The 22,550-nt window shown below is 39.9% G+C and carries 28 protein-coding genes; all 28 read right to left on the bottom strand.

Annotated features, from left to right (window positions below; all coding sequences use genetic code 11):
• Positions 1–23: 23 nt before the first annotated feature.
• On the bottom strand, positions 24–902 hold the full coding sequence (gene tsf, locus DCC39_RS01165; protein WP_116553035.1) for a translation elongation factor Ts: 879 nt from the start codon (positions 900–902) through the stop codon (positions 24–26).
• A 212-nt stretch (positions 903–1,114) separates the two neighbouring features.
• Positions 1,115–1,858, bottom strand: a complete 744-nt coding sequence (gene rpsB, locus DCC39_RS01160) for a 30S ribosomal protein S2 (protein ID WP_116553034.1) — start codon at positions 1,856–1,858, stop codon at positions 1,115–1,117.
• A 153-nt stretch (positions 1,859–2,011) separates the two neighbouring features.
• A complete protein-coding gene (locus DCC39_RS01155) occupies positions 2,012–2,422 on the bottom strand; it encodes a DUF6115 domain-containing protein (protein ID WP_116553033.1) in 411 nt (136 codons plus the stop codon).
• Between the two features lie 17 nt (positions 2,423–2,439).
• Entirely contained in the window at positions 2,440–3,195 is a 756-nt protein-coding gene (locus tag DCC39_RS01150; RefSeq protein WP_116553032.1) for a FliA/WhiG family RNA polymerase sigma factor, read from the bottom strand.
• A 14-nt stretch (positions 3,196–3,209) separates the two neighbouring features.
• Entirely contained in the window at positions 3,210–3,704 is a 495-nt protein-coding gene (locus DCC39_RS01145; protein WP_116553031.1) for a chemotaxis protein CheD, read from the bottom strand.
• On the bottom strand, positions 3,697–4,335 hold the full coding sequence (locus tag DCC39_RS01140; RefSeq protein WP_116553030.1) for a chemotaxis protein CheC: 639 nt from the start codon (positions 4,333–4,335) through the stop codon (positions 3,697–3,699). The genes DCC39_RS01145 and DCC39_RS01140 overlap by 8 nt, the downstream gene beginning before the upstream one ends.
• Positions 4,335–4,802, bottom strand: coding sequence for a chemotaxis protein CheW (locus DCC39_RS01135; RefSeq protein WP_116553029.1), 468 nt, complete (start codon positions 4,800–4,802; stop codon positions 4,335–4,337). The genes DCC39_RS01140 and DCC39_RS01135 overlap by 1 nt, the downstream gene beginning before the upstream one ends.
• Positions 4,803–4,821: 19 nt before the next feature.
• Positions 4,822–6,819 (bottom strand): chemotaxis protein CheA, encoded by a 1,998-nt coding sequence (locus DCC39_RS01130; protein WP_116553028.1) that lies wholly within the window; start codon positions 6,817–6,819, stop codon positions 4,822–4,824.
• An 11-nt stretch (positions 6,820–6,830) separates the two neighbouring features.
• A complete protein-coding gene (locus tag DCC39_RS01125) occupies positions 6,831–7,415 on the bottom strand; it encodes a CheB methylesterase domain-containing protein (protein WP_116553027.1) in 585 nt (194 codons plus the stop codon).
• Positions 7,405–8,295: a MinD/ParA family protein gene (locus DCC39_RS01120; RefSeq protein ID WP_165820755.1), complete on the bottom strand. Its 891-nt coding sequence runs from the start codon at positions 8,293–8,295 to the stop codon at positions 7,405–7,407. The genes DCC39_RS01125 and DCC39_RS01120 overlap by 11 nt, the downstream gene beginning before the upstream one ends.
• A complete protein-coding gene (flhF, locus tag DCC39_RS01115; protein ID WP_116553025.1) occupies positions 8,285–9,379 on the bottom strand; it encodes a flagellar biosynthesis protein FlhF in 1,095 nt (364 codons plus the stop codon). Before flhF ends, DCC39_RS01120 begins: the two co-directional genes overlap by 11 nt.
• A complete protein-coding gene (gene flhA, locus DCC39_RS01110) occupies positions 9,376–11,409 on the bottom strand; it encodes a flagellar biosynthesis protein FlhA (RefSeq protein ID WP_116553024.1) in 2,034 nt (677 codons plus the stop codon). The genes flhF and flhA overlap by 4 nt, the downstream gene beginning before the upstream one ends.
• A 54-nt stretch (positions 11,410–11,463) precedes the next feature.
• Positions 11,464–12,546, bottom strand: coding sequence for a flagellar biosynthesis protein FlhB (gene flhB / locus DCC39_RS01105; RefSeq protein WP_116553023.1), 1,083 nt, complete (start codon positions 12,544–12,546; stop codon positions 11,464–11,466).
• Position 12,547: 1 nt separating this feature from the next.
• Complete coding sequence (fliR, locus tag DCC39_RS01100; RefSeq protein ID WP_116553022.1) at positions 12,548–13,324, bottom strand: flagellar biosynthetic protein FliR; 777 nt, start codon at positions 13,322–13,324, stop codon at positions 12,548–12,550.
• Positions 13,324–13,593 (bottom strand): flagellar biosynthesis protein FliQ, encoded by a 270-nt coding sequence (gene fliQ / locus DCC39_RS01095; RefSeq protein WP_116553021.1) that lies wholly within the window; start codon positions 13,591–13,593, stop codon positions 13,324–13,326. The genes fliR and fliQ overlap by 1 nt, the downstream gene beginning before the upstream one ends.
• Positions 13,594–13,603: 10 nt before the next feature.
• On the bottom strand, positions 13,604–14,284 hold the full coding sequence (gene fliP, locus DCC39_RS01090) for a flagellar type III secretion system pore protein FliP (RefSeq protein ID WP_116553020.1): 681 nt from the start codon (positions 14,282–14,284) through the stop codon (positions 13,604–13,606).
• The gene (locus DCC39_RS01085) at positions 14,277–14,912 is read right to left on the bottom strand and encodes a flagellar biosynthetic protein FliO (protein WP_116553019.1); all 636 of its coding nucleotides are present in this window, start codon (positions 14,910–14,912) and stop codon (positions 14,277–14,279) included. Before DCC39_RS01085 ends, fliP begins: the two co-directional genes overlap by 8 nt.
• Before the next feature lie 13 nt (positions 14,913–14,925).
• Positions 14,926–15,288: a response regulator gene (locus tag DCC39_RS01080; protein WP_116553018.1), complete on the bottom strand. Its 363-nt coding sequence runs from the start codon at positions 15,286–15,288 to the stop codon at positions 14,926–14,928.
• 16 nt (positions 15,289–15,304) lie between these two features.
• A complete protein-coding gene (gene fliY / locus DCC39_RS01075; protein WP_116553017.1) occupies positions 15,305–16,459 on the bottom strand; it encodes a flagellar motor switch phosphatase FliY in 1,155 nt (384 codons plus the stop codon).
• Positions 16,452–17,447 carry a flagellar motor switch protein FliM gene (gene fliM, locus DCC39_RS01070; RefSeq protein ID WP_116553016.1) on the bottom strand — a complete coding sequence of 332 codons (996 nt, stop codon included), beginning with the start codon at positions 17,445–17,447 and terminating at the stop codon, positions 16,452–16,454. Before fliM ends, fliY begins: the two co-directional genes overlap by 8 nt.
• Before the next feature lie 29 nt (positions 17,448–17,476).
• On the bottom strand, positions 17,477–17,902 hold the full coding sequence (fliL, locus tag DCC39_RS01065) for a flagellar basal body-associated protein FliL (RefSeq protein ID WP_116553015.1): 426 nt from the start codon (positions 17,900–17,902) through the stop codon (positions 17,477–17,479).
• Positions 17,903–18,115, bottom strand: coding sequence for a flagellar FlbD family protein (locus DCC39_RS01060; RefSeq protein WP_116553014.1), 213 nt, complete (start codon positions 18,113–18,115; stop codon positions 17,903–17,905).
• Positions 18,116–18,162: 47 nt separating this feature from the next.
• Positions 18,163–18,981, bottom strand: coding sequence for a flagellar basal body rod protein FlgG (flgG, locus tag DCC39_RS01055; RefSeq protein ID WP_116553013.1), 819 nt, complete (start codon positions 18,979–18,981; stop codon positions 18,163–18,165).
• Positions 18,982–19,056: 75 nt separating this feature from the next.
• The gene (locus DCC39_RS01050; protein WP_240613475.1) at positions 19,057–19,440 is read right to left on the bottom strand and encodes a TIGR02530 family flagellar biosynthesis protein; all 384 of its coding nucleotides are present in this window, start codon (positions 19,438–19,440) and stop codon (positions 19,057–19,059) included.
• Between the two features lie 11 nt (positions 19,441–19,451).
• On the bottom strand, positions 19,452–19,922 hold the full coding sequence (gene flgD, locus DCC39_RS01045) for a flagellar hook assembly protein FlgD (protein ID WP_116553012.1): 471 nt from the start codon (positions 19,920–19,922) through the stop codon (positions 19,452–19,454).
• Between the two features lie 15 nt (positions 19,923–19,937).
• Positions 19,938–21,518, bottom strand: a complete 1,581-nt coding sequence (locus tag DCC39_RS01040) for a flagellar hook-length control protein FliK (protein ID WP_116553011.1) — start codon at positions 21,516–21,518, stop codon at positions 19,938–19,940.
• A 32-nt stretch (positions 21,519–21,550) separates the two neighbouring features.
• Complete coding sequence (locus tag DCC39_RS01035) at positions 21,551–22,114, bottom strand: MotE family protein (RefSeq protein ID WP_116553010.1); 564 nt, start codon at positions 22,112–22,114, stop codon at positions 21,551–21,553.
• Positions 22,104–22,550, bottom strand: a complete 447-nt coding sequence (gene fliJ / locus DCC39_RS01030; RefSeq protein ID WP_165820754.1) for a flagellar export protein FliJ — start codon at positions 22,548–22,550, stop codon at positions 22,104–22,106. The genes DCC39_RS01035 and fliJ overlap by 11 nt, the downstream gene beginning before the upstream one ends.

Here is a 22,550-nt window from a genome sequence, read left to right as displayed (position 1 = left end):
ACGTTACACAGTAAACTATTGGGTTATTTTTTCATCTGCTGCATAACTTCTTCTGCAAAGTTATCTTCGCGTTTCTCCATTCCTTCTCCAACTTCGTAGCGGACGAAAGATTTGACTGAGCCTCCTTTGCTTTGGACATACTTGCCTACTTTTTGATCGGAATCTTTAACAAACGCTTGATCAACGAGGCAAATTTCTTCGAAAAATTTATTTAACCGGCCGCTAACCATTTTTTCAACGATATTTTCTGGTTTTCCTTCATTTAGCGCTTGTTGCTTAAGCACTTCTTTTTCCCGTTCTACTTCTGTTTCAGGAACATCATCGCGTTTGACGTATTTAGGGTTTACTGCAGCCACGTGCATCGCAATATCTTTCGCTGTTTCTTCGTCTACCCCTTCAAGAACAGCTAAAACGCCGATGCGCCCACCCATATGGAGGTAGGAACCAAACACGTCGTTGCCTGTTTTTTCAACGATTTGAAAACGCCTTAACGAAATTTTTTCGCCGATTTTTGCAATGGCGTCATTCAAATATTCGGCTAGCGTTTGGGTGTCGCTCATCTTTTCATTAAGGGCATTTTCTACGGAATCCGGCTTTTTAGCGAGTAAAAATTTAGAAACTTCTTTAATTAAATTCTTAAAGTTGTCATTTTTTGCAACGAAGTCTGTTTCTGAGTTTACTTCGGCAATGACAGCTATATTTCCTTCGATTTCAATGGATGTTAATCCTTCTGCCGCAATGCGATCCGCTTTTTTGGCTGCCTTGGCCATTCCCTTTTCACGGAGCCAATCGATTGCTTTTTCCATATCACCGTTGTTTTCAGTTAATGCCTTTTTACAATCCATCATGCCTGCGCCTGTTTTTTCTCGAAGTTCTTTCACCATTTGTGCAGTTACTGCCATTGATATTCCTCCTATATTGTATTTATCAAGTTGCCTTTCCATATAAGAAAAAACGCTCACGCGTTCTTTCTTAAGAAGTCAGAGGTCAAAAGCCACTTTCTTATCGCTAAAAAAAGGATGATAAAGGGTTCTTCCCCTCTTTATCACCCTTTTTAATAAAAAAGACTATATGAACAGATACGAACACGAAAAATTATGCGATTCCAGAAGGATTAAGCTGTCGTTGTTGTTTCAGTTTCACTTTCTTCTTCTGATGGTTCTTCAGCCATTTCTTCCCCTTGTTTCGCTTCAAGCACAGCATCTGCCATTTTGCCTGTTAACAATTTCACAGCACGAATTGCATCATCGTTTCCAGGAATAATGTAATCTACTTCATCCGGATCACAGTTCGTATCAACGATTGCAACGATTGGGATGCCTAATTTTCTTGCTTCGGCAATTGCGATTCTCTCTTTGCGCGGATCGATAACGAAAAGAGCATCAGGAAGGCTCTTCATTTCTTTAATGCCGCCCAAAAACTTTTCAAGCCGATCCATTTCTTTTTTAAGAAGAATAACTTCTTTCTTCGGCAACACATCGAATGTGCCGTCTTCTTGCATGCGTTCCAAGTCTTTTAAACGTTTAATTCGATTTTGAATCGTCTGGAAGTTGGTTAATGTTCCTCCCAACCAACGTTGGTTGATGTAGAATTGTCCAGAACGGTTTGCTTCATCTCTCACAGATTCTTGTGCTTGTTTTTTCGTACCGACGAACAAAATGCTTCCGCCGGCTTCAGCAACTTGACGCACGAAGTTATAGGCTTCCTCTACTTTTTTCACAGTTTTTTGCAGGTCAATAATATAAATACCATTTCTTTCTGTGAAAATATACGGTTTCATTTTAGGGTTCCAGCGGCGTGTTTGATGGCCAAAATGAACACCGGCTTCCAACAATTGTTTCATTGAAATAACTGCCAATATATTTCCTCCTAAATATGGTTTTTCCCTCCGTTTGCTTCATTTTTAAGCTGAACTGCATCGTTTATGCAGCACCCCTGCTTCAATCTGCAAACGTGTGTATTTTACACGTCAGTAACTATACCACATCGGCGGCCAAGAGACAAGCGAAACTCATCTTTCCCGGTTAAATTTTAACAATAATTCAATTTCACCAAGGCCTTTGTTTAATTTTTTTGCGATATCATTCATTTGATAACCTTGTTCATGGAGCTGTAGTGCCTTTGCTTCAAATGAAGGCTCAGACGTGTCATTCAGTTTTGGAACACTTTCGATTTCTTTTTCATGAGGATGATCAATCTCTTTTTTTTCTGTAGCTTTTTTTCCAAAAAGCTGATTAAGAAAATGTTCATTCTCTTCTTTTAGCTCAAGCGTATACGATGCAAGCAAATCCTCGATTTCTTTTTTTTGTTTAGTTAATTGGTCATAGTCAAGCGAATGTCCCATTTTTTTTATGACCAAGATTAGAATGAGAAATGTTATAAAGTGTAATACGATGCTAATTACTAATAAAAAACCAATCATTTTACCATCTGCCTTACTTACGCATTTTTTTCTAGTAAATGGCGCAGTTTAAAAATCGCTTTCGAATGAATTTGCGAAATTCTTGATGTGGAAAGTTCCATTATTTTTCCTATTTCTGTCAGCGTCAATTCTTGTTCATAAAAAAAACTGATAACAAGTTGTTCGTTTTTTGTTAAATTTTTAATTGCTTTGCTTACTTCTTCGATAAGTTCTTGCTTCATGAGCTGCTCTTCCGGGGTCGGCATGCTTTTATCTTCAATTTGAACGTTTTGCTCATTATCATAATCTTGATTTGCCTCGTCAATAAAAATTAGATTGGCAATTGTATTTTCCTGAATGGTGGCCAGCACTTCATTTTCTGTCATCCCCAATTCATTGGCGACTTCTTTTATTGTAATATGCCTTAGATGTTTTTGTTCAAGGTTTGAAATGGTATGCTCAATCCGCTTTGTTTTTTCCCTGATTGAGCGCGGAAGCCAGTCTTTCTTTCTAAGCCCGTCTAAAATAGCGCCTTTCACCCGGAAAGAGGCGTACGTATTAAATTTCAAATCTCTGTTCGGATCAAATTTTGTCAGCGCATCAAACAAACCCATCAAACCTAAGCTTTTTAGTTCTTCAACCGAAACACTGGAAGGCAAGCCGGCTGAAATTCGCTGTACATGGTAATCCACAAGCGGCATATATGTTTCGACTAGCTGTTCAGCGGCTTGTGAGTCGCGGTTTTCAAGCCATTTATTCCATTGGTTTGTTTCAAGCATACTTTGTTGGCTCATGCGATCCTCCCCTTTTAAATTTCGCTCATTCCAGCATTAACCTTTCGAACGGTTAAAATCGACGTTTCGGGATCAAACTCGATTGTCCGGCCGCTGTTTCCTCCAACATCCTCCGCAATTAATTCAATTTTAAATTTTTTTAAATGTTCTTTTACTGCTAAAACATTTCTATGGCCAATCCTCATTAAATCCATGTCGCTTTTAAACTGAAACATTTGCGCTCCCCCGGCAATCTTTGCTTTTAACGGGTAAACGTTATGATGTTCTTTCAATCGATGATAAAGAGCTTCTACAGCTGTATCGGCATATTTGCCATGCCGAAAATTTTTTTCTCTCGCCAAGCCGGAGTCAGGCAGCATCACATGCGCCATTCCGGCAATCCGCAACACCTCATTATAAACGACAACACCGACACATGAGCCTAATCCGCTCGTACGAATGGTATTTGGAGGAGAAACTGTTTTAATTTCGGCTAGGCCCACCTTAACAACTTGCAACATTTCACTCATTGAGAGGTACTCCCAAAGCCGAAAAGATCGTCTGGAACGATTCGGGATCAGGCAAAAGCAAAACTTGGCCATTTATTACCGAAGAAACTGTATTTTCCTCCATAAAAACAGTATTTATGACAACCGCAAAGTCACTCACCTGCGAAATTTGAATCAACCCGTAATTGATTAAAGCACCAGCCATATCAATCCCAACTGCGGGAACAGAAGGATGAAGGTTTAATTTTGTAAAATCGGCCAATGCAGATAAATAAGAACCGGTTAAAATGTTGCCTACTTCCTGTAAAGCACTCATTGCTAATTCGTCATATGGCGGTTCTTTCAAATGTATGGGCATCCCGGTAACTTGGCTCATTAATTTTGAAGCTTGGTCCAATTCAAGCATAAAAAACATGCTTCCCGGAGCATCTCCTTCTATACGAAAAAACACGGCAGCAATGATTGTTTCTTCCCCACCGATAAAGTCCGTCATTTCATCAAAGGATACTATTTTCACATTTGGCACGTTCATATCGATTGGATGCCTAAGCAATTTCGATAAAGCAGTTGCCGCATGGCCGGCACCAATATTCCCTATTTCCTTTAAAATATCGAGGTGGAATGAATTTGTTTTTGAAATCATTTCTGTCATTACGCCTCAATTTGTTCAATTTCTAGTAATTCTTCAGCGCTTAACACTTTATCAAGATTCAAAAGGATAAGCAGTCGATCGCCAAGTTTGGCAATGCCTTGTAAATAATCTGCCTCAATATGTCCAACAACTTCGGGCGGAGGTTCAACTGCGTCCGCGGGAATATCGATGACGTCATTTGCGGCATCCACGATAAGGCCAACTTCCTTATCTTCTACCGCTACAATAATAATTCGCGTACTTTCTGTATAATCTTCCGTATCGATTGAGAATCTTTCTTTTAAATCGATAATTGGTGTAACAATCCCTCTTAAATTAATAACTCCTTTAACAAAAGCAGGCATCTTCGGTACTCGCGTAATATGAATCATGCGTTCAATCGACTGTACTTGTTGCACATCGACCCCATACTCTTCGTTTTTCAATTGAAAGATAACCGCTTTGATGGCTTTTGCATTTTGTTCCATTTCGTCATTCCCCCACCTTTTATTTAATTAATGCATTGCAATCAATAATTAATGCAACTTGTCCATTGCCAAGAATCGTTGCCCCGGAAATTGCAAATACATTCGTCAAATAATTGCCAAGTGATTTAAGCACAACTTCTTGTTGTCCAATAAAAGCATCAACAACCAGCGCTGCCATCTTATCTCCTTTTTTCACGATGACAATGGAATAATATTCATCGTTTTCTTTTTGATCTTGAATTTCAAAAAGCTCGTCCAGAAAAATGAGAGGAACAATCTTCCCTCGAAAATCAATCACGTTTTGGTTATGGGCAAAGAGCACTTCATTTTCATGCAAAATTGCCGTTTCAATAATTGATGAGAGAGGAATCGCATATTTTTCATTTCCAATTTCAATAAGCAACACAGAAATAATCGACAGAGTTAGCGGAAGTTGAATAATGAATCGGCTGCCTTTCCCACGCTCCGATTCGACTGAAACGTTTCCTCCAAGAGATTCAATTTTAGACTTCACGACATCAAGGCCAACTCCCCTGCCAGATACATCTGAGACTTGTTCAGCGGTGCTGAACCCTGATGAAAAAATAAGTTGAAAGATCTCCTCGTCTGTTAATTTATCTGCTTCTTGCTTGGTCATCACACCGTTTTGAACGACTTTATTTATAACTTTATCCGTATTAATTCCAGCACCGTCATCCTCTATTTCAATAAACACATGATTTCCGCTTTGGTAAGCCTTTAAGGTGATTAAACCTTCTTGATCTTTGTTCGCTTTCTCTCTCACTTCAGGCAATTCGATGCCGTGATCGAGGGAATTTCGGAGCAAATGGACGAGCGGGTCGCCAATCTCATCGATCACGGTGCGATCGAGTTCGGTTTCAGCGCCAATAATATCCAGTTTCACTTTTTTATTTAAGTCTTTGGCAAGCCCTCGGATCATACGCGGAAAACGGTTGAAAACTTGTTCAATCGGCATCATTCGCATCGTAAGAATAATGCTTTGCAAATCGCCAGAGATTCTCGTCATTTTTTCAACAGTTTCACTAAGTTCCTTATTGTTTAAATCTTTGGCAATTTCCTCAAGGCGCCCCCGATCAATGACAAGTTCTTCAAATAAGTTCATCAGCTGGTCGAGACGATCGATATTCACACGAATCGTTTTTGTTGAAGCTGCGTTGACTTTGGGGGATTTGCTGGAATTTCCTTTATTTTTGTTATTTGATTGCCTGCTTTCGGGCTTTTCTTGTTTGTTGGCACCCGTGAACGAATCTAGCTTCGTTACACTGACATCTTTTATTTCAGATACTTTCAAAATTTTCTTTTTTACTTCTTCTGGGCTCTCTTTCGTTAAAAAAATGAGCGAAAATTCATAGTCAAACTCTTCCTCTTCAAGCTTTTCGACGGAAGGTTCTGATTTAATCACTTCCCCAAGTTTTTCCAATACATCAAACACCATATAAGTTCGGGCAGCCTTGAGTACAGTGCTGTCATTCAAAGTAACCTTAATAAAAAGAGAGTCAAATCCTTGTTCTTTGGATTCGTTAATTAAGGTTTTTTCAAACTCATTCAGAATAATAGATTCAGAACCCTGTCCTTTCGTTGCGGATTCCTTGCTGCGTTTTTCTGAAGAAAGGGCATCTTCATTCCCAATTTCCTCCAACATTGAAACAAGATGAGTGACGTCTTGTTTTCCGTCACCGCCTGAACTAATTGATGCAATCATATTTTCAAGCGCCTCAACTGCTTCCAGCAAAATATCAAGAAGTCGGGACGAAACTTTTAATTTTTCGTTACGGATATCATCCAATACATTTTCCATTTTATGGGTTAAGTTTGCGATATCTTCATAACCCATCGTGGCAGCCATTCCTTTTAACGTATGTGCGGATCGAAAGACTTCCTGTACATATGAAAGATCTTCTGGATTGTTTTCTAAGTTTAAAAGGTGATCATTTACCGATTGCAAATGTTCTCTGCTTTCATCAAGAAAAACTTCCAAATATTGATTTGTTTCCACGATAATCCCCCCTACTGTACATGTTTCATTATCGTTTCAAATATTTTTTCCAATTCCACAATTTCATCGATTATATTTGCTTGTATTGCTGATTTCGGCATACCGAATACGATACAAGATTTTTCTGCTTCGGCAATTGCTCTTACGTTCTGCGGGTGAGCCATTTTAATCCGTTTCAAGCCGTTTGTACCGTCAGAACCCATCCCTGTTAGCAAGACAGTGATGATCTCAAAATTCTCCGCTTCCAAGAGGGAGCAAAACAGCCGGTCAACCGAAGGGCGGTGCCCTTTCACAGGTTTTGATTCATCAAGCTGAATTTTTAGAGTGCCGTCTATGTGCGTAACTGTCATATGATATCCGCCTGGCGCAATGTAGGCTGTTCCCTCGATAGCGGCTTCCCCGTGTTCTGCTTCTTTCACATGGATTTGTGAAATTTTATCCAATCGTTCTGCAAGCAGCTTTGTAAATATCGGCGGCATATGCTGGACGATGAGTATGGGGATAGGCAGGTTTTTAGGAAATTGCGGCAGCAAGTATTGAAGTGCCCTTGGCCCCCCCGTGCTGGTTCCGATGCAAACGAGTTGATTATTCGCCATTGTTGCTCCCTCTTTTTAACATTGGTGTAAGCAGTTTCGTAAGTTTTGTGAGGAAATTGCCAAATTCTTTTTTTGTCTTTATCTCTTGGCCGCTGTAAGTAAAAATAATTTTCTTCATGCTTAAGCTTACTTTCGACTTTGGGGCTGATAAGAGAAAAGGAACTTGCTCACGGACAGCCCTAGAAACGGTTCGATCAAACGGGAGTGCGCCAATCATCGCTACCTCTTTGCCTAAAAAGTCATGCGCTGCCCGTTTAAAGCGTAAGGCGGCTTCATAGCCCTCATTTTCATTCTCGCAAGCATTGACAATCGTATAGATAGGAAGTCGGTCATCCTCGGCATGGAGTGCCTTAACAAGAGCGTAGCCATCAGTAATCGATGTTGGTTCAGGCGTTAAAACTAAGATGGCTTCATGGCTCGAAAGAATGAAGCTCATGCTATCCTTTGTTATACCTGCCCCCATATCAAAAAAAATGTAATCAAATTGGTGTTCCAGCTGCTCAATCTGCCTTAAAAAATATGAAAACTTAATCGCATTTAACTGAAACAAAAAGGATAAACCGCTTCCGCCTGCGATCATCGAAATTCCAGCAGGTCCATCGGCCATAATATCGTAAATGGAAAGTTTCTCCTCAATCATGTCAACAATGGTTGCTTGGGCTGAAACTCCCGCTACGATATCAATGTTTGCCATTCCAATATCCAAATCAACAAGAAGCACTTTTTTTCCAATTTGGCTCAATCCAATGGCCAAGTTAATCGAAATGTTTGTTTTGCCAACTCCTCCCTTTCCGCTAACGATGGAAACAACCTTTGTCTTTCTTCCTGACTTGGCGCTTGCAATTTGCTTTCTCAAATTTTCGGCTTGATCAATTTTCATCTTCTTGACCCCCGAATATGCAATGTAAAATGTAATCGATTGACGGAACAATGATATCTTCTGGAACATTTTGTCCGTCTGTAATATAAGCAATCCCTAACGGAAACTCGTACAATACATTTAACATCGCGCCAAAACTTGACGTTTCATCTTTTTTTGTAAAAATGATTTTCTCAATTGGCAGTTGATTGAATTGATGCACGATTGCCTTCATGTCTTCATATTTCGAAGTAAGAGACAAAACGAGGTATGTTTCCATGTCTTGATTAAAATCAATCGTCTTATCCAATTGCTTGACAAATTTATGTTCTCGGAAGTTTCTGCCTGCTGTATCAACTAAAACCAAATCATAAGAACTGAATTTTTTAGCCGCTTCCGCAAAATCATCTTCGTTGTAAACGACCTCTACCGGGACATTTAATAGCGTTGCATACGTTTTTAATTGTTCAATTGCCGCAATTCGGTACGTATCTGTCGTTATAAAAGCCACTTTTTTGTTATCTTTTAGCACGGCTTTTGCGGCAATTTTCGCGATCGTCGTCGTTTTTCCAACACCTGTCGGCCCAACAATGTTAAGCAAACGTTTTTCATACTGAAAACCAGCGATCTCTTTTTCATTAAGCATTTTGGTTAACCATTCCATTGCCCATTCTTTTTGCGTTTCAAATGGGATGGATTTTAACTGCTGTTTCTCATAGCGTTCCTTTAAATCGTTATTGATTTGCTGAATGAGTGGTTTTCGAATCTCTTGCGACATTAATAGCTCGTTTATTTCATCAAATAGGGCATGTTGTTTTTCTTTCGGTCGGCTTAGCTGCTTTATTTCTTCCTTTAGCTGTTTCATTTCAGAAAGAAGCGACCGTTCTTCGCTTTCGGTTTCAAATGGTTTTGGGTTTCTTATCACGTTTTGTTCACTTTGATCAACGGCCGCAATGACCTCGATATATTTCTTCGTAAATAAACCTAGGAAACCACCCTTTGCAATTTCTCTTGATTTCAGTATGACCGCTTCATCCCCCATTTCTTGGCGGATTCGCCCCATTGCTTCAGGCATTGTAGACGCAATATACTTTTTCACCTTCATGTCAGATTCACCACTCCAACGCTTTGAACTTCAACATCCGGCTCAAGTTCGTTGTATGAAAGAACTGCGACATCCGGCAGATACCTTTCAATTAATTGCTTCACATACATTCTTACCGCGGGAGAACAAAGCAAAACCGCGGAATGTTCCCATGCAATACGCTCAATCTCCTTTTTAATATTATGGAATAGCTGTTCACTTTCCACCGGATCCAATGCTAAATAATTGCCGTGCTCCGTTTGCTGAATCGAATCAGCAATTGCTTTTTCCGCCGAACCCCCGAGCGTAACGACTTTCATTACATTATCCTCTCCAACATATTGGCTCGTTAATTGGCGGGACAATGACTGTCTTACGTACTCGGTCAGCAGTTCTGTATCTTTTGTCATCTGGCCAAAATCCGCCAACGTTTCAAAAATAACAGGCAGATTTCGTATTGAGACTCTTTCTCTTAACAATTTTGAAAGAACCTTTTGAATATCTCCTATCGACAAAGGGTCAGGCGTCACTTCTTCAACAGTCGTTGGGTAGCTTTCTTTTAGATGGTCAACGAGTTGCTTTGTAGCTTCCCTTCCAAGCAATTCATACGCATATTTTTTTATTACTTCGGTTAAATGCGTGGAAATGACCGAAGGGGGATCGACGACAGTATACCCTGCCATATCGGCTTTTTCTTTCATTTCTTCATTCACCCATAGCGCCGGCAAGCCAAATGCCGGTTCGATTGTTTCAACCCCTTCAATCGATTCATCATCAATACCTGGGCTCATCGCCAAATAATGATCAAGCAAAATATCGCCGTGCGCTACTGTATTCCCTTTAATTTTTATGCGGTACTCATTTGGCTGGAGCTGAATGTTATCTCTTATTCTTACTACAGGGATAACCATGCCAAGTTCAAGCGCCAACTGCCTTCTTATCATAATAATCCGATCGAGCAAGTCGCCCCCTTGGTTTGCATCCGCGAGTGGAATCAACCCATAGCCAAATTCAAATTCAATTGGATCAACCTCGAGAAGCTCCATCACACTTTCAGGACTCTTAAATTGTTCATGCTTCATTTCGTCAACTTCTTCAATTTCATGTTTGTCTTTTTCCCGTTCAGAGCGTAGCAGGAAGAAGCCCCCGGCACCTACCGCAACAGCAATTGGAACGGTGATTAAATCATTTATCGGGGTGAACAGCCCTAATAACAAAATCGTGGCTCCCGCTACAATGAGCATTTTTGGATAAGAAAATAATTGACCTGTCACATCCTGGCCTAAATTTCCATCCGATGCCGCTCTTGTTACAACGATTCCAGTTGCGGTTGAGATAATTAATGCCGGAATTTGGCTAACTAAGCCATCGCCAACGGTAAGGACGGTATACGTATTTACAGCAGTACCGATGTCCATTTCCATTTGCATCATGCCGACAATGATTCCAAAAATAATATTGATAATGACGATGACAATGCCTGCAATCGCATCCCCTTTTACAAATTTACTCGCACCATCCATCGCGCCGTAAAAGTCGGCTTCTTTTTCAATTTTTTGACGGCGCTCCCTTGCTTCAGTGTCGGAAATCATTCCGGCATTCAAATCCGCATCAATGCTCATTTGTTTACCTGGCATCGCATCCAAAGTAAACCTCGCAGCCACTTCAGATACACGTTCCGCACCTTTCGTAATGACGACAAATTGAATAATGATGAGAATTAAAAAGACGACGAATCCCACAAGAGCATTCCCGCCTATAACAAAGTTGCCGAACGTGTCGATGACATTGCCCGCCTCGGCTTTACTTAGAATGGAACGTGTCGTTGAAACATTCAAACCGAGGCGAAATAAAGTAACAAGCAATAATAGAGATGGAAATATTGAAAATTGCAAAGGCTCATTCATGTTCATTGAGACGAGAATAATGAGTAACGCCAGTAAGATATTCGTTATAATTAAAAAATCAAGCAACATTGGCGGAAATGGAATAACGAGCATGGCGATAATTAAAATCACACCGCCCAAAACGGATAAATCCCGGAGTTTCATGAATATACCTACCTCCCTTCTCTATTAAAGTTGTCTATCAAATGACGTATGCTGCTAGATTTTTTCCTTCAATCGATAGACATACGCGAGCACTTCTGCAACGGCTTTAAATAATTGCTCAGGGATTGTTTCGCCAATTTCAGCTTCATGATATAAGGCTCTTGCCAATGACCTGTTTTCTATGATCGTGACATCATTTGATTTAGCGATGCTTTTTATTTTTAAGGCGACATAATCGACGCCTTTTGCAATAACCTCAGGGGCATCCATTTCATTTTCATCATATTTTAGCGCGACAGCATAATGCGTCGGATTAGTGATAACGACGTCAGCTTTCGGTACTTCCTGCATCATCCGTTGCATCGCCATTTGTCTCTGCTTTTCTTTGATTTTGGATTTAATAAGCGGATCGCCCTCAACCTTTTTGTACTCATCTTTAATATCTTGCTTGGACATCCGGATGTTTTTTTCGAAATCATATTTTTGATAGAGGTAATCAAAAATAGATAGAAATAGAAGCAAAATCGAAGCAAACAGGCCCATTTTCACTGTTAAACTTCCAACTACACTTAAAGAAGTTGCAGGCGAAGTTGAGGTTAAGCGAAATACTTCGTCCTTGCTGAACCATAATACCGCAAAGGTTACGAGCCCGATAAACGCGATTTTAAGCATTGATTTTAGCAGTTCCACGATTGCCCTTAACGAGAAAATGCGCTTAGCGCCTTGAATGGGATTGACTCGTTCCAGCTTCATCACAAGCGGTTCTGTTGAAAATAAAAAGCCGACTTGCATGTAGTTGCTTAGCAAAGCACCAATTATCGCAGCCAATAAGATAGGCAATACGACTTTTGCTGCTTGAAAACTAAGTTCACTCATCATAAGGTGTACCGTGTTTTCTGTAACGTCCATTAAAATATAGTCTTTCAACCCGACTTCAAAAATCGCAAAAAGTTCATCGCGTAAAAAACCGCCAAAAAACCATAAAAATAAAAAAACAACGAATAAAATGATGGCTGTATTGACATCAGCACTTTTTGAAACTCTCCCCTTTTTCCGTTCATCTTGGCGTTTTTTCGGTGTCGCTTTTTCCGTCTTTTCTTGTGAAAAAAATTGCAAATCAATACGGATATATGGCAAGCTAAACTCCCCCAGCGAGTTTCATTAGCGTTCTCATCGCATAAAACATTTCTTTAAAAAGGTAACGAACGATCGAAAAGATAACCGGAAAGGAAATAAGCAGCACGACAAAACTCACAAAAATTTTCAATGGCAAACCTACGACAAATACGTTCACCTGCGGAACAGCTTTTGCAATAATTCCCAGTGCGACATCAACAAGAAACAGCGACGCAACAACTGGCACCGCCATTTGAAAAGCAATAATAAACATTTTTACAAAGCTAGCTGCCACATGCTTTGCAGCCTGTCCGTCTGAAAAGGGAAAAAACAATTTTTCGACAGGGATGAGATGGTAACTGCTGAAAATTCCATCAAGCAGCATGTGATGGCCATCTACAGCTAACAAAAACAACAACGCAAAAATATAAAAAAACTGGCCTAAAAGTGGACTTTGCGCACCTGTTTGGGGATCGACGACATTCGCAATCGCAAAACCCATTTGCAAATCTATAAATCCTCCAGCAACCTGTACCGCATAAAGCATCATCATTGCGATAAGCCCTATGCCAAGGCCGACAATGGCTTCTTTTAAGACTAAAAGGACAAATATTCCATCGATTGCAATTTCCGGCCTTTCAATTGCAAAACCAGCGAAAAAAGCAAGCGCTCCGGCAATTGCAATTTTATTTATAACCGGAATGTTCCGATATGAGAAAAATGGGGCCGCCACAAAAAAAGCTGCAATTCGAACGAAAATCAGCAAAAAAACCGGAAAATCGTTTAAAAATTGTTCCATTAACTAACAAACCTTTGCAAATTCGAAAAAATATCGTAGGTGAAATTGAGAAGCTGCGAAAGCATCCAAGGACCGAAAAAAACAAGCGATAAGAGCACAGCAATAATTTTAGGGATAAAGGCCAATGTTTGCTCCTGGATTTGGGTTGTTGCCTGGAAGATACTGACAAGCAGCCCAACCGCGAGCGCCAGCAGCAATAGTGGTGCAGCGACGAGAAGTGTCGTGTACACCCCCTTCTCCGCAAGCGATATGACAAATTCTGAAGTCACGTTATTTCACCTACCGATAACTTAATAAAAGTGATTGGACGATAAGGTACCAGCCATCTACTAAAACAAATAATAAAATTTTAAATGGCAAAGAGATCATAATCGGCGGCAGCATCATCATCCCCATCGACATTAAGACGCTCGCAACGACCATATCGATGACAAGGAAAGGAACGAAAAGCATAAATCCAATTTCAAACGCCGTCTTTAATTCACTAATGACAAACGCAGGTACAAGTATTGTTAGCGGAACATCTTGAATCGACTCGGGCCGCTCCATTTCCGAATAGCTCATAAACAAAGCGAGATCTTTCTGCCTCGTATATTTAGCCATAAACTCTTTCATTGGATAAGAAGCTTCTTTAAATGCCTCTTCTTGAGTAATCTCACCACTTCGTAAAGGCTTGATTGCATTTTCATTGACATCATGAAATACCGGCGCCATAACAAAAAACGTCAAAAAAAGCGATAATCCAATTAATACTTGGTTTGGCGGCATTTGCTGCGTTGCAAGAGACGTTCTTACAAAAGAAAGAACAACAACAATTCGGGTAAAGCATGTCATTAATACTAAAATTGCAGGAGCCAGCGAAAGAACTGTAAGCAAAAGCATCAATTGAACAGTCGTTGCCACGTTTTCCGGCTGATTCGTAAATACATTCAAATCAATGCCGGGGATCAATTCATTCATTTCCTGACTCCTTTTTGTTAAATTCCTTATACGCGTTCTTTCGATTTTCAGACATGCGGTTTAATTGTTGTTCCAAGATAGATGTGAAGTTTTGGCGGTTTGGCGACTTTCGATTTTCAAGCCACTGTTTTGACTTTGAAAAAAAGTCTTCATACCCAAAATTACCTTCATGCTCCTTGAGCAAAGCTTCAATTTCATTCTTATCTGTTAGCTCCTTTAACAGATGAATGGATTCTCCCACACCGATAACGAGAAGGCGATTTCCAACTTTTACAAGTTGAATGGATCGATTGCTTCCCACTGAAACGCCGCCAATTGTTTCAATCGCCCTGTTTCCGCCAAACGTTTTTGTTCGTTTATTGACGAACTTTGCTAATGCATAGATGAGAAAAACGATAAAGGCAAGAGCGGCCAGCATTTTAACAAAAACAAAAGTTAAGCTTTCATTGTTGGAACCGGTAAGTTGAGCTTCATCCACGACAGGAGAATCGTCATTGGAAGCCGAGTCATTTTTCAGCCATTCATCAACGGTTTCGTCTTTTTTTTCTGCGCCTGCAAGTGCTTGCCCATTAACCGCAAAAAAGCAAAGGATGGACATCATGGAGATAATAAATAGCTTTTTTAACAAAAATGACACCTACTCAACCTAGCGTCTTTTTTATTGCTTCCAACACTCGATCCGCTTGGAAAGGCTTTACAATAAAGTCTTTCGCTCCGGCTTGAATCGCGTCGATGACCATCGCTTGCTGTCCCATCGCAGAGCACATGATCACCTTTGCATCCGGATCGATTTCTTTGATTTTTTTAAGAGAAGTGATCCCATCCATTTCCGGCATTGTAATGTCCATTGTGACAAGATCAGGTTTAAGATCTTTATACTTCTCCACTGCTTCAGCTCCGTCTCCTGCTTCACCAACAACTTCATATCCATTTTTACTCAAAATATCTTTTACCATCATCCTCATAAACGCTGCATCGTCAACTACTAAAATACGGTTTGCCATTTCTAATCCTCCTGTATTATTGCAAGTTTCTTATTCTATCTTTTTGGCTAATGATATCTGTTACACGAACGCCAAAATTTTCATCGATGACAACGACTTCGCCTTTTGCGATCAGTTTCTTATTCACTAATATATCGACAGGTTCTCCGGCAAGTTTGTCCAATTCAATGATTGAACCTGTTGACAGATCCAAAATATCTTTAATTGCCCTGCTTGTGCGTCCCAACTCTACCGTTACTTGAAGAGGAATATCGAGCAACAGGTCTAAATTGTTCGGCTCATGTGCAGACTTCGTTAATTCTCCAAAGTCAGAAAAAGCGGCAGGCTGAATATTCTTCGCACGCTCGGTAAAATGATTTAGGTGATTCGTATGTTCAGGCATGTCTGCGATTGTTTTCTTCTCCTCATTTTGTATTGGCGGTTCTGGGGCAGTGGTTGGTTCTTCATCCACCTCAGCATCATCGCCAAGTTCTGCTGCTTGTAAATCCAATAATTCTTTCACCATTTCCTTTGCGAAAGGAATTGGGACAATCTGCATGATTTTAGAATCAATTAAATCACCGACTTTTAAAGCAAAGGAAACTTTTACAAGATATTCATCTTGAGGAATTTGATCAGTTCCCTCGCCTTGCTTAGCATTTAGCTTTTCAATTGAAGGAGGAGAAATATCAACTTTTTTATTAAAAATCGTTGACATCGAAGTCGATGCCGAACCCATCATTTGATTCATCGCTTCTTGTACAGCACTAAGTTGAATGTCAGTGAGACTCTCGTCCGATACGTTTGTCCCGTCCCCTCCGAGCATAAGATCCGCAATGATTTGCGCATCCTTTTCTTGGATGACCATTACATTTTCACCTTTAAAGCCTTCGGTGTATTTTACATTGATCGCTACATGGGGATGAGGGAATTCTGCCGCTAATTCACTTCTAAAAATTAATGATAGTACAGGTGTTGTAATATCGACCTTCTGGTTTAACAGCATTGATAGTGCGGTCGAAGCATTTCCAAATGAAATATTCCCGATTTCACCCAACGCATCCTGTTCAATGACATTAAGATATTGATCTAGACTCACTCTTCCATCTTCGCTGCTGCCAGCAGAGTCGCTCGTTTCTCCGCCATTTAAAAGGGCATCGATTTCCTCCTGCGAAAGCATCCCATCAGTCATCTAAATTCACTCCCTCCTTCATCACTTCCAATATTTGAATCGCCATTCGATTTCTGATTTTTCCTGGCTGGCCTAGAAACTTAGGCGTTTCTCCTATTTTTATAAGCAATGGCTCGCTAATTTTTTGTTCTAATCGAATCACATCGTTCGTATTGAGGTGTAAAAAGTCATTTATATTTATTTCAGATGTTCCAAGCTGGGCAACAATTGGCAAATGTGCTTGCTGAACCCTTTTTTGAAGCAATTCCACTTCATATTCAGATCGCGCTTTTTGATTCGTCTGCATCCAATAATGCATGGACAAATTCGGAATAACAGGCTCAAGCACGACATGCGGGATACAAATATTGATTAATCCGCTCGTTTCGGCAATCGACATCGTTAAAGAAATGACAACAACCGTTTCATTTGGTGAAACAAGCTGGAGAAATTGCGGATTTACTTCAAAATCAAGCATTGTCGGTTCGATCTCAATGATCGATTCCCAAGCTTCTTGGAATGCATCTAATGAGTTTTCAAACAACTGTTTCATTAATTTTGTTTCAATTTCGGTTAAGTTTTCAACTTTATTCACGCTTTCGCCTTTGCCGCCAAGCAATCTGTCAAGCATGGCAAACGATATGTTTGGGTTAACTTCAATGAGCATGCGTCCTTCTAAGGGAGCGGCTTCGAAAACATTCATAATTGTCATAGAAGGTACTGAACGAATGAATTCCTCATATGGAAGCTGTTCAACAGAAGCAACCGTTATATCAACATACGTTCTAAGCTGAGCTGAAAATAGCGTGGTAAGCAGGCGCGCATAATTTTCGTGAATCCTTGTTAGGCTGCGTATCTGATCCTTTGAAAAGCGAAGCGCGCGTTTAAAGTCATAGACTTTAACTTTTCGTTCTTCGTCTTCTCTCTTTAATTCTTCTGCATCCATTTCACCGGTTGTAATCGCCGAAAGCAATGCATCAATTTCATTTTGTGACAATATATCTGACAAAGGCCCCACCTCTGTTTCAAGCCTTAAATTTACTGGATGATTTTTTGAATGGTGTACACTTTTGTTACTTCACCGTCTGACAATAATTCATTTATTTGTTGCTGTAAACGGTCTTCTAATGATGTCAGACTTCCCTTTTCGTTAAAGTCTTCCGCTTTCATGTTTGACAATTCATTAATGATAATGTTGTTCACTTGAAAATCTCTTTTTTCGATTTCTTCTTTCGCTTTTTTATTATCCAGTTGGATTTTGAATTGAATCCGTATGATATGGCTATCATTTAAATTTGTTGTTATTTCCTCGGTTTGCCAGGTCGATTCCACAATTTCATCGATCGTTGGCTCACCGGATGGTTGATTATCAAGTTTAAAATATACGATAAGTGCAACAATCCCAATAATTAAGATAGAAAGCAAAATAATAACCATCGTAAAAACCATTTTATTTTTGACCAATTATTGACCCTCCAACCCTTTCCGAAAACCTAAAACGTTAATCTCCTTATAAAAATTTACTGTTTTCCGTATAACTTCTGTCTCTTTTTCTTGAACGACAATTAGTTCTCCGTTCGTAAGCGTAATTGTGGTATCAGGAAATGACTGGATTTGCTGAATATATAACGCATTTAAAGTAAACGTTTCCCCATTTAACCGTGTAAGCTCAATCATGTCCGTTCATTTGACGGGCTAAGGATTGCCTTAGCCCTTCCTCCTGCTTATCGTTTTAAATTCACTAATTCTTGTAAAATCTCGTCAGAAGTTGTGATGATTCTCGTATTTGCCTGGAATCCGCGCTGTGCAACGATCATTTCTGTAAATTCTTCAGAAAGATCGACGTTGGACATTTCTAGTGCGTTAGAAATGACGGAGCCTACCCCACCCTGATTAGGAGTTTCGACTTGCTGTTCACCCGAATTCACTGTTTTGCGAAACAAGTTTCCTCCAATTTTTTCAAGGCCTTCGGGATTTGAAAACACCGCTAATCGGATTTGTTGAGAGGTATCTAAATTAGCGTTGTTCCTTACTTTAATACTGACTGTTCCATCCTTCCCTATACTGAAGCTTTCGGTCGTGTTTCTCGAAATTCGAATTCTTGAACCAGTGGTGCCATTTTGTGTTAAATAGAGGCCATCTGGACTGACAACATATCCTTCCTCATCTAAGTAAAAGTTCCCAGCACGAGTATAGTAAACGTTCTCTCCGTCTGTTACTGCAAAATACCCATCGCCATTGATCCCTAAATCAAGCGGCCTTCCTGTCGTTTGCAATGCTGTTGCCGTGTGAATCGTATCGATTGATGCGATTTGGGCGCCGAGACCGACTTGTTTCGGATTTGTTCCTCCTGTTCCTCCTGTTCCTCCTGCAGGGGCAGGGGCATTCGCACCAGCAAGTTGTTGGCTCACTAAATCGCTAAATGTCACCCTTCCTTTTTTAAAGCCGTACGTATTCACATTTGAAATGTTATTGCCGATAACATCCATTTTTGTTTGAAAATTTTTCATTCCGCTAATTCCTGAATACAATGAACGTAGCACGTCACATTACCCCTTTTCATTTCATAATTAGCTGCTTCCATCATTCCACAGCGATTGGCCTCCGTCAGGTCCAGCCTATTTTTCTATTAGAATTGTCCCATTAATATTCGTGAAAATTTGTTCCTCTGCGCTTTTGCGATCGAGCGCAGTAATGACAAGCTTGTTTTTCGTACTAACTACGAGTGCCGCTTCTTTCGTTAAAACTAACGCTTCTGTTACACCTTTCGTTCGTGCATGATCAACTGCATTTTCCACCTTTTTCCACACTTCATTTGACAGTGAAATTCCCCTTTGCTGAAAGCGTGTCTCGGCGTGTTTGCTTACTTTTAAATTTGTTTCGTTTGTTAACTCCGTTTTGAAAAGTTCTTTAAAATTGTTGTTGTTTGTTTTATTACCTGTAGCCTGATGATGGGCATCAGATGGCTGAATAGGAGGGTGTTGAACTCGGAAATTTATCACACGATCACCTTCTAGCTTTCAGATGAAGGGGTCTCTTTATGTTCACGAATTTCGTAGATAAATTCCGGTTTTACCTTTTCTTTATTATCAAGCTCAAATAACATTTCCCCACCTTTGAAAGAAACAGCTGTCACGATACCTGTTTTCGTCACTTCTTCCATTTCTTCATCATCAATTCCTTGATAAGTAATATACTTAACTTCCTTCCCAATCATTTGGCTGTTTTGGACAATTAGGCCGTTCGTTTGAGTTGCAATGAACCCTTCAAACATTTTTGTCATGTTCATCATCTGTTCTAAACTCGAAAAGCTTGCCATTTGTGCAATGAATTCCCTGTCTTCCATTGGATTTAATGGATCTTGGTTTTGCAGTTGTGTAATCAGTATCTTCATGAATTCATCTTTACCTAATGAACTGTTGCCTGTCGTTTTTTGGGGCAAGTTTGATAAAAACAAGGAGTCATCAAGCTTGTTGCTCTCCATACCCTTCTCCTTTCTTTAAAACGAAAGTGCTTCTAGCCATTTCTTAAAAGATTCTTCCTCTTCTTCTTTTTGCTGATTTTCATAATCATTCGTTTGTTCCATTTCTTGCTCAGCATTTCGTCCATTTCCTTGCCTTGAACCTTCATGTTGAGCTTGTTGCTGTGAATGGTGAGATTGTTGTCCAATCTCGATTTTCTCGACGTTGATCTGTTGAGCAATAAATGCGTGGCGCAGCTGATGCAATTGCGATTCAATTAATTGTTTTGCAGTTTCAGTTTGCGCTGTTATTCTAGCAATCAATTCACCATTCTGGTGAATGAGTTTAATAGCGAGTGAGCCAAGATGTTCTGGGTACAGCCTGATGCTTAATTCCGTTATACCGTTTTTAAAGGTGTGTAAACGGCTGTTCCCCATCAGCCTTTCCAATTGGTTAGCTAAAGAACTCTCGTTCATTCTGTTCGTTACATGCATCCGCCATTCAAGCTGTTGGAGTTTATCCATCGATGCTTGTTGAAAAAAATGGCCCGGCTGCAAAATGATACGTGGTTCAGTAGCTTTTTCAGTCTTCATATGACTCCTATTGTTAAATTCACTTCCTTCGGAAACAGCGGACGCAACGAAGTGATTTGAACGTAGAATGGCATTTTCAAAATGGGTCCGATCGCTACGTTGAACCGTTTCACGATTCGCTTCTAAAAAATTCGCCAGCCGCAAAAAGAGAGTTTTCGCATCATCATGATAGCGGCCAAGTTCGACAGTTGACCGTGAGTCTGCCAAATTCGCTGGAAGTGTAAAGCCTGCAATCGTTAAAAAGGACTGGATGAACCGCTCCATCATTGGCTCTCGGTCCTTAGCTCGGATCATTTCTTCAGCTTCAGACTGCCATTCTCGCAGTGCAGGAAGCATCTGATTGAATCGTTCTGTTCCGAGAATCGCCTCCCAATCTTCTTCAGTGAAATGTAAAAGAAATTGAACCGTTTCAAGAAGCTTTGTTTGTTCATTTTCTTTCTCAGGAAGATGCGAAGTGCCTATCCGCTTATCGGTAACATTGGATGCATTCACTTCTTCGTTTTCATCATTTGGTGTTCGATGTTCCGATTCCAAAGCATTTATCAATCGAAAAAATAGGTGTTTTGCATCATCGGAATAGTCGCTATGTTGAAGCGTTTGAATGATTGCGTTTAAGTTTGCTGGACTGTCCGGCGTTGAAAAACCAATTATTGATAAAAACGAATGGATTAGCGGTTCCATCATTGGCTCTTGGTCTTCAATTTGCATGATCTCTTCAGCTTCAGACTGCCATTCTGCTAGTTCAGGAAGCTTTTGCCTTAATGACTTTGATCCAAGCAACCCTTCCCACTCCTCTTCAGTAAAACCGATTAATGATTTTATCGCTTTTTTAAACTGATTTTGTTCACTATCGTTGCCAATCTGTAAATCATCAAAAAAAGATTTAGCTTTCTTCTCCATATTCATTTCTTTTTCAAGAAATAAGTGAAATGGCCGTTCACTGGTAAACGGTTGAGCAGCATCATTCATTGACCTGCTCTGCCCTTCAGGCCCTAGCTGCAGAAAGTATTCACCTATCCGATTCATTTCGTTCTCACCCCCTTTCAAGCAGGTGATGATTATTCTTCTGACATAAGTTGCTTCATAATATTGGAAGCTTTGTTCGGCTCCAGCTTTGCTAAAATTCTTCCACTCTCTTCTGGTTTAAACGTTTTGAACAACGTGATAACATCCTTATTTTCCATCTCGGAAATAATTAAAGCTGCGTCTTTTGGAGACATGGATAGAAGTAATTTCCCTGTGTCCTTTACACTCGTTTCATCACTTAACGTTTCTTCTTCCTCTGTTTGCAATTGTTTTTCAAGCTTTACAATGGTTTGCTTCGTTTCTACTAATTCGTTATCTTTGTCTTGTAGTTTTTGCTCTAACTTTTCAATTTCTTCTTCTTGCTGCCTAATTTTTTCCGTGAGGCGGGCTACCTCTTTTTCCAATGAAATGTCATTTTGATCCTTTTTCTCTTCATCAAAAAAAGTTGATACGATTGGAATATGGGAGCCGACAGTCTTAAACTGGTCAAAAATACTTTTTCCCATAAACGATAAAACAACACCGTATACAACAATTGCAAAAATCAATGGGATTAAAAAGACGAAAAAGAACCACTGAAGCTTGCTAAATCCCATGCCATTCACCTGGCTTTATTAAAGAAAGTTCATCCAATTGCTTACTTTCATCTTTTTTTAGTTGGTTTTTAAAATGGGCAAAATGTTTTTCCTTTAATCGGTTGTATTTTTTTACTTCAACTGATTTTTGGATAATCTTTTGGTGTTTGCCTTCCATTAAAAATTTAGCCCGATTTACGTTTAATTGTTCTTGGGTGATGCTTGTTTGTAATGTTTGCAAATGGTAGCTGTATTGCAGCAATGAATCTGCCATTACGCCAACTTGCATTTTTTGTTCATATTGTTTTTCTAAGTCTTCCTTTTTCTTTAATAGTTCGTATAAACGCCTTGCCGCTTTTTCAAATTGCTGCCTTGCATCGGCGTACTCGAGCTCAGAAAGATTTTTTTCCTTTTCTTTTATTGTCAGTACTTTATCAAGGCGAAAATGGAAAGCCAT

The sequence above is a fragment of the Pueribacillus theae genome, assembly GCF_003097615.1.
GTDB classification, from domain to species: domain Bacteria; phylum Bacillota; class Bacilli; order Bacillales; family UBA6769; genus Pueribacillus; species Pueribacillus theae.
This window is presented reverse-complemented; position numbering and strand designations above follow the sequence as displayed.

Bases quoted from the DNA above. Each gene is read 5' to 3' on its own strand.
- tsf (WP_116553035.1), bottom strand. From the start codon at position 902: ATGGCAGTAACTGCACAAATGGTGAAAGAACTTCGAGAAAAAACAGGC.
- DCC39_RS01155 (WP_116553033.1), bottom strand. From the start codon at position 2,422: ATGATTGGTTTTTTATTAGTAATTAGCATCGTATTACACTTTATAACA.
- DCC39_RS01150 (WP_116553032.1), bottom strand. From the start codon at position 3,195: ATGAGCCAACAAAGTATGCTTGAAACAAACCAATGGAATAAATGGCTT.
- DCC39_RS01145 (WP_116553031.1), bottom strand. From the start codon at position 3,704: ATGAGTGAAATGTTGCAAGTTGTTAAGGTGGGCCTAGCCGAAATTAAA.
- DCC39_RS01140 (WP_116553030.1), bottom strand. From the start codon at position 4,335: ATGACAGAAATGATTTCAAAAACAAATTCATTCCACCTCGATATTTTA.
- DCC39_RS01135 (WP_116553029.1), bottom strand. From the start codon at position 4,802: ATGGAACAAAATGCAAAAGCCATCAAAGCGGTTATCTTTCAATTGAAA.
- DCC39_RS01125 (WP_116553027.1), bottom strand. From the start codon at position 7,415: ATGGCGAATAATCAACTCGTTTGCATCGGAACCAGCACGGGGGGGCCA.
- DCC39_RS01120 (WP_165820755.1), bottom strand. From the start codon at position 8,295: ATGAAAATTGATCAAGCCGAAAATTTGAGAAAGCAAATTGCAAGCGCC.
- flhF (WP_116553025.1), bottom strand. From the start codon at position 9,379: ATGAAGGTGAAAAAGTATATTGCGTCTACAATGCCTGAAGCAATGGGG.
- flhA (WP_116553024.1), bottom strand. From the start codon at position 11,409: ATGAAACTCCGGGATTTATCCGTTTTGGGCGGTGTGATTTTAATTATC.
- fliR (WP_116553022.1), bottom strand. From the start codon at position 13,324: ATGGAACAATTTTTAAACGATTTTCCGGTTTTTTTGCTGATTTTCGTT.
- fliP (WP_116553020.1), bottom strand. From the start codon at position 14,284: ATGAATGAATTGATCCCCGGCATTGATTTGAATGTATTTACGAATCAG.
- DCC39_RS01080 (WP_116553018.1), bottom strand. From the start codon at position 15,288: ATGGCAAACCGTATTTTAGTAGTTGACGATGCAGCGTTTATGAGGATG.
- fliY (WP_116553017.1), bottom strand. From the start codon at position 16,459: ATGACTGATGGGATGCTTTCGCAGGAGGAAATCGATGCCCTTTTAAAT.
- DCC39_RS01060 (WP_116553014.1), bottom strand. From the start codon at position 18,115: ATGATTGAGCTTACACGGTTAAATGGGGAAACGTTTACTTTAAATGCG.
- flgD (WP_116553012.1), bottom strand. From the start codon at position 19,922: ATGGAGAGCAACAAGCTTGATGACTCCTTGTTTTTATCAAACTTGCCC.
- DCC39_RS01040 (WP_116553011.1), bottom strand. From the start codon at position 21,518: ATGAATCGGATAGGTGAATACTTTCTGCAGCTAGGGCCTGAAGGGCAG.
- DCC39_RS01035 (WP_116553010.1), bottom strand. From the start codon at position 22,114: ATGGGATTTAGCAAGCTTCAGTGGTTCTTTTTCGTCTTTTTAATCCCA.
- fliJ (WP_165820754.1), bottom strand. From the start codon at position 22,550: ATGGCTTTCCATTTTCGCCTTGATAAAGTACTGACAATAAAAGAAAAG.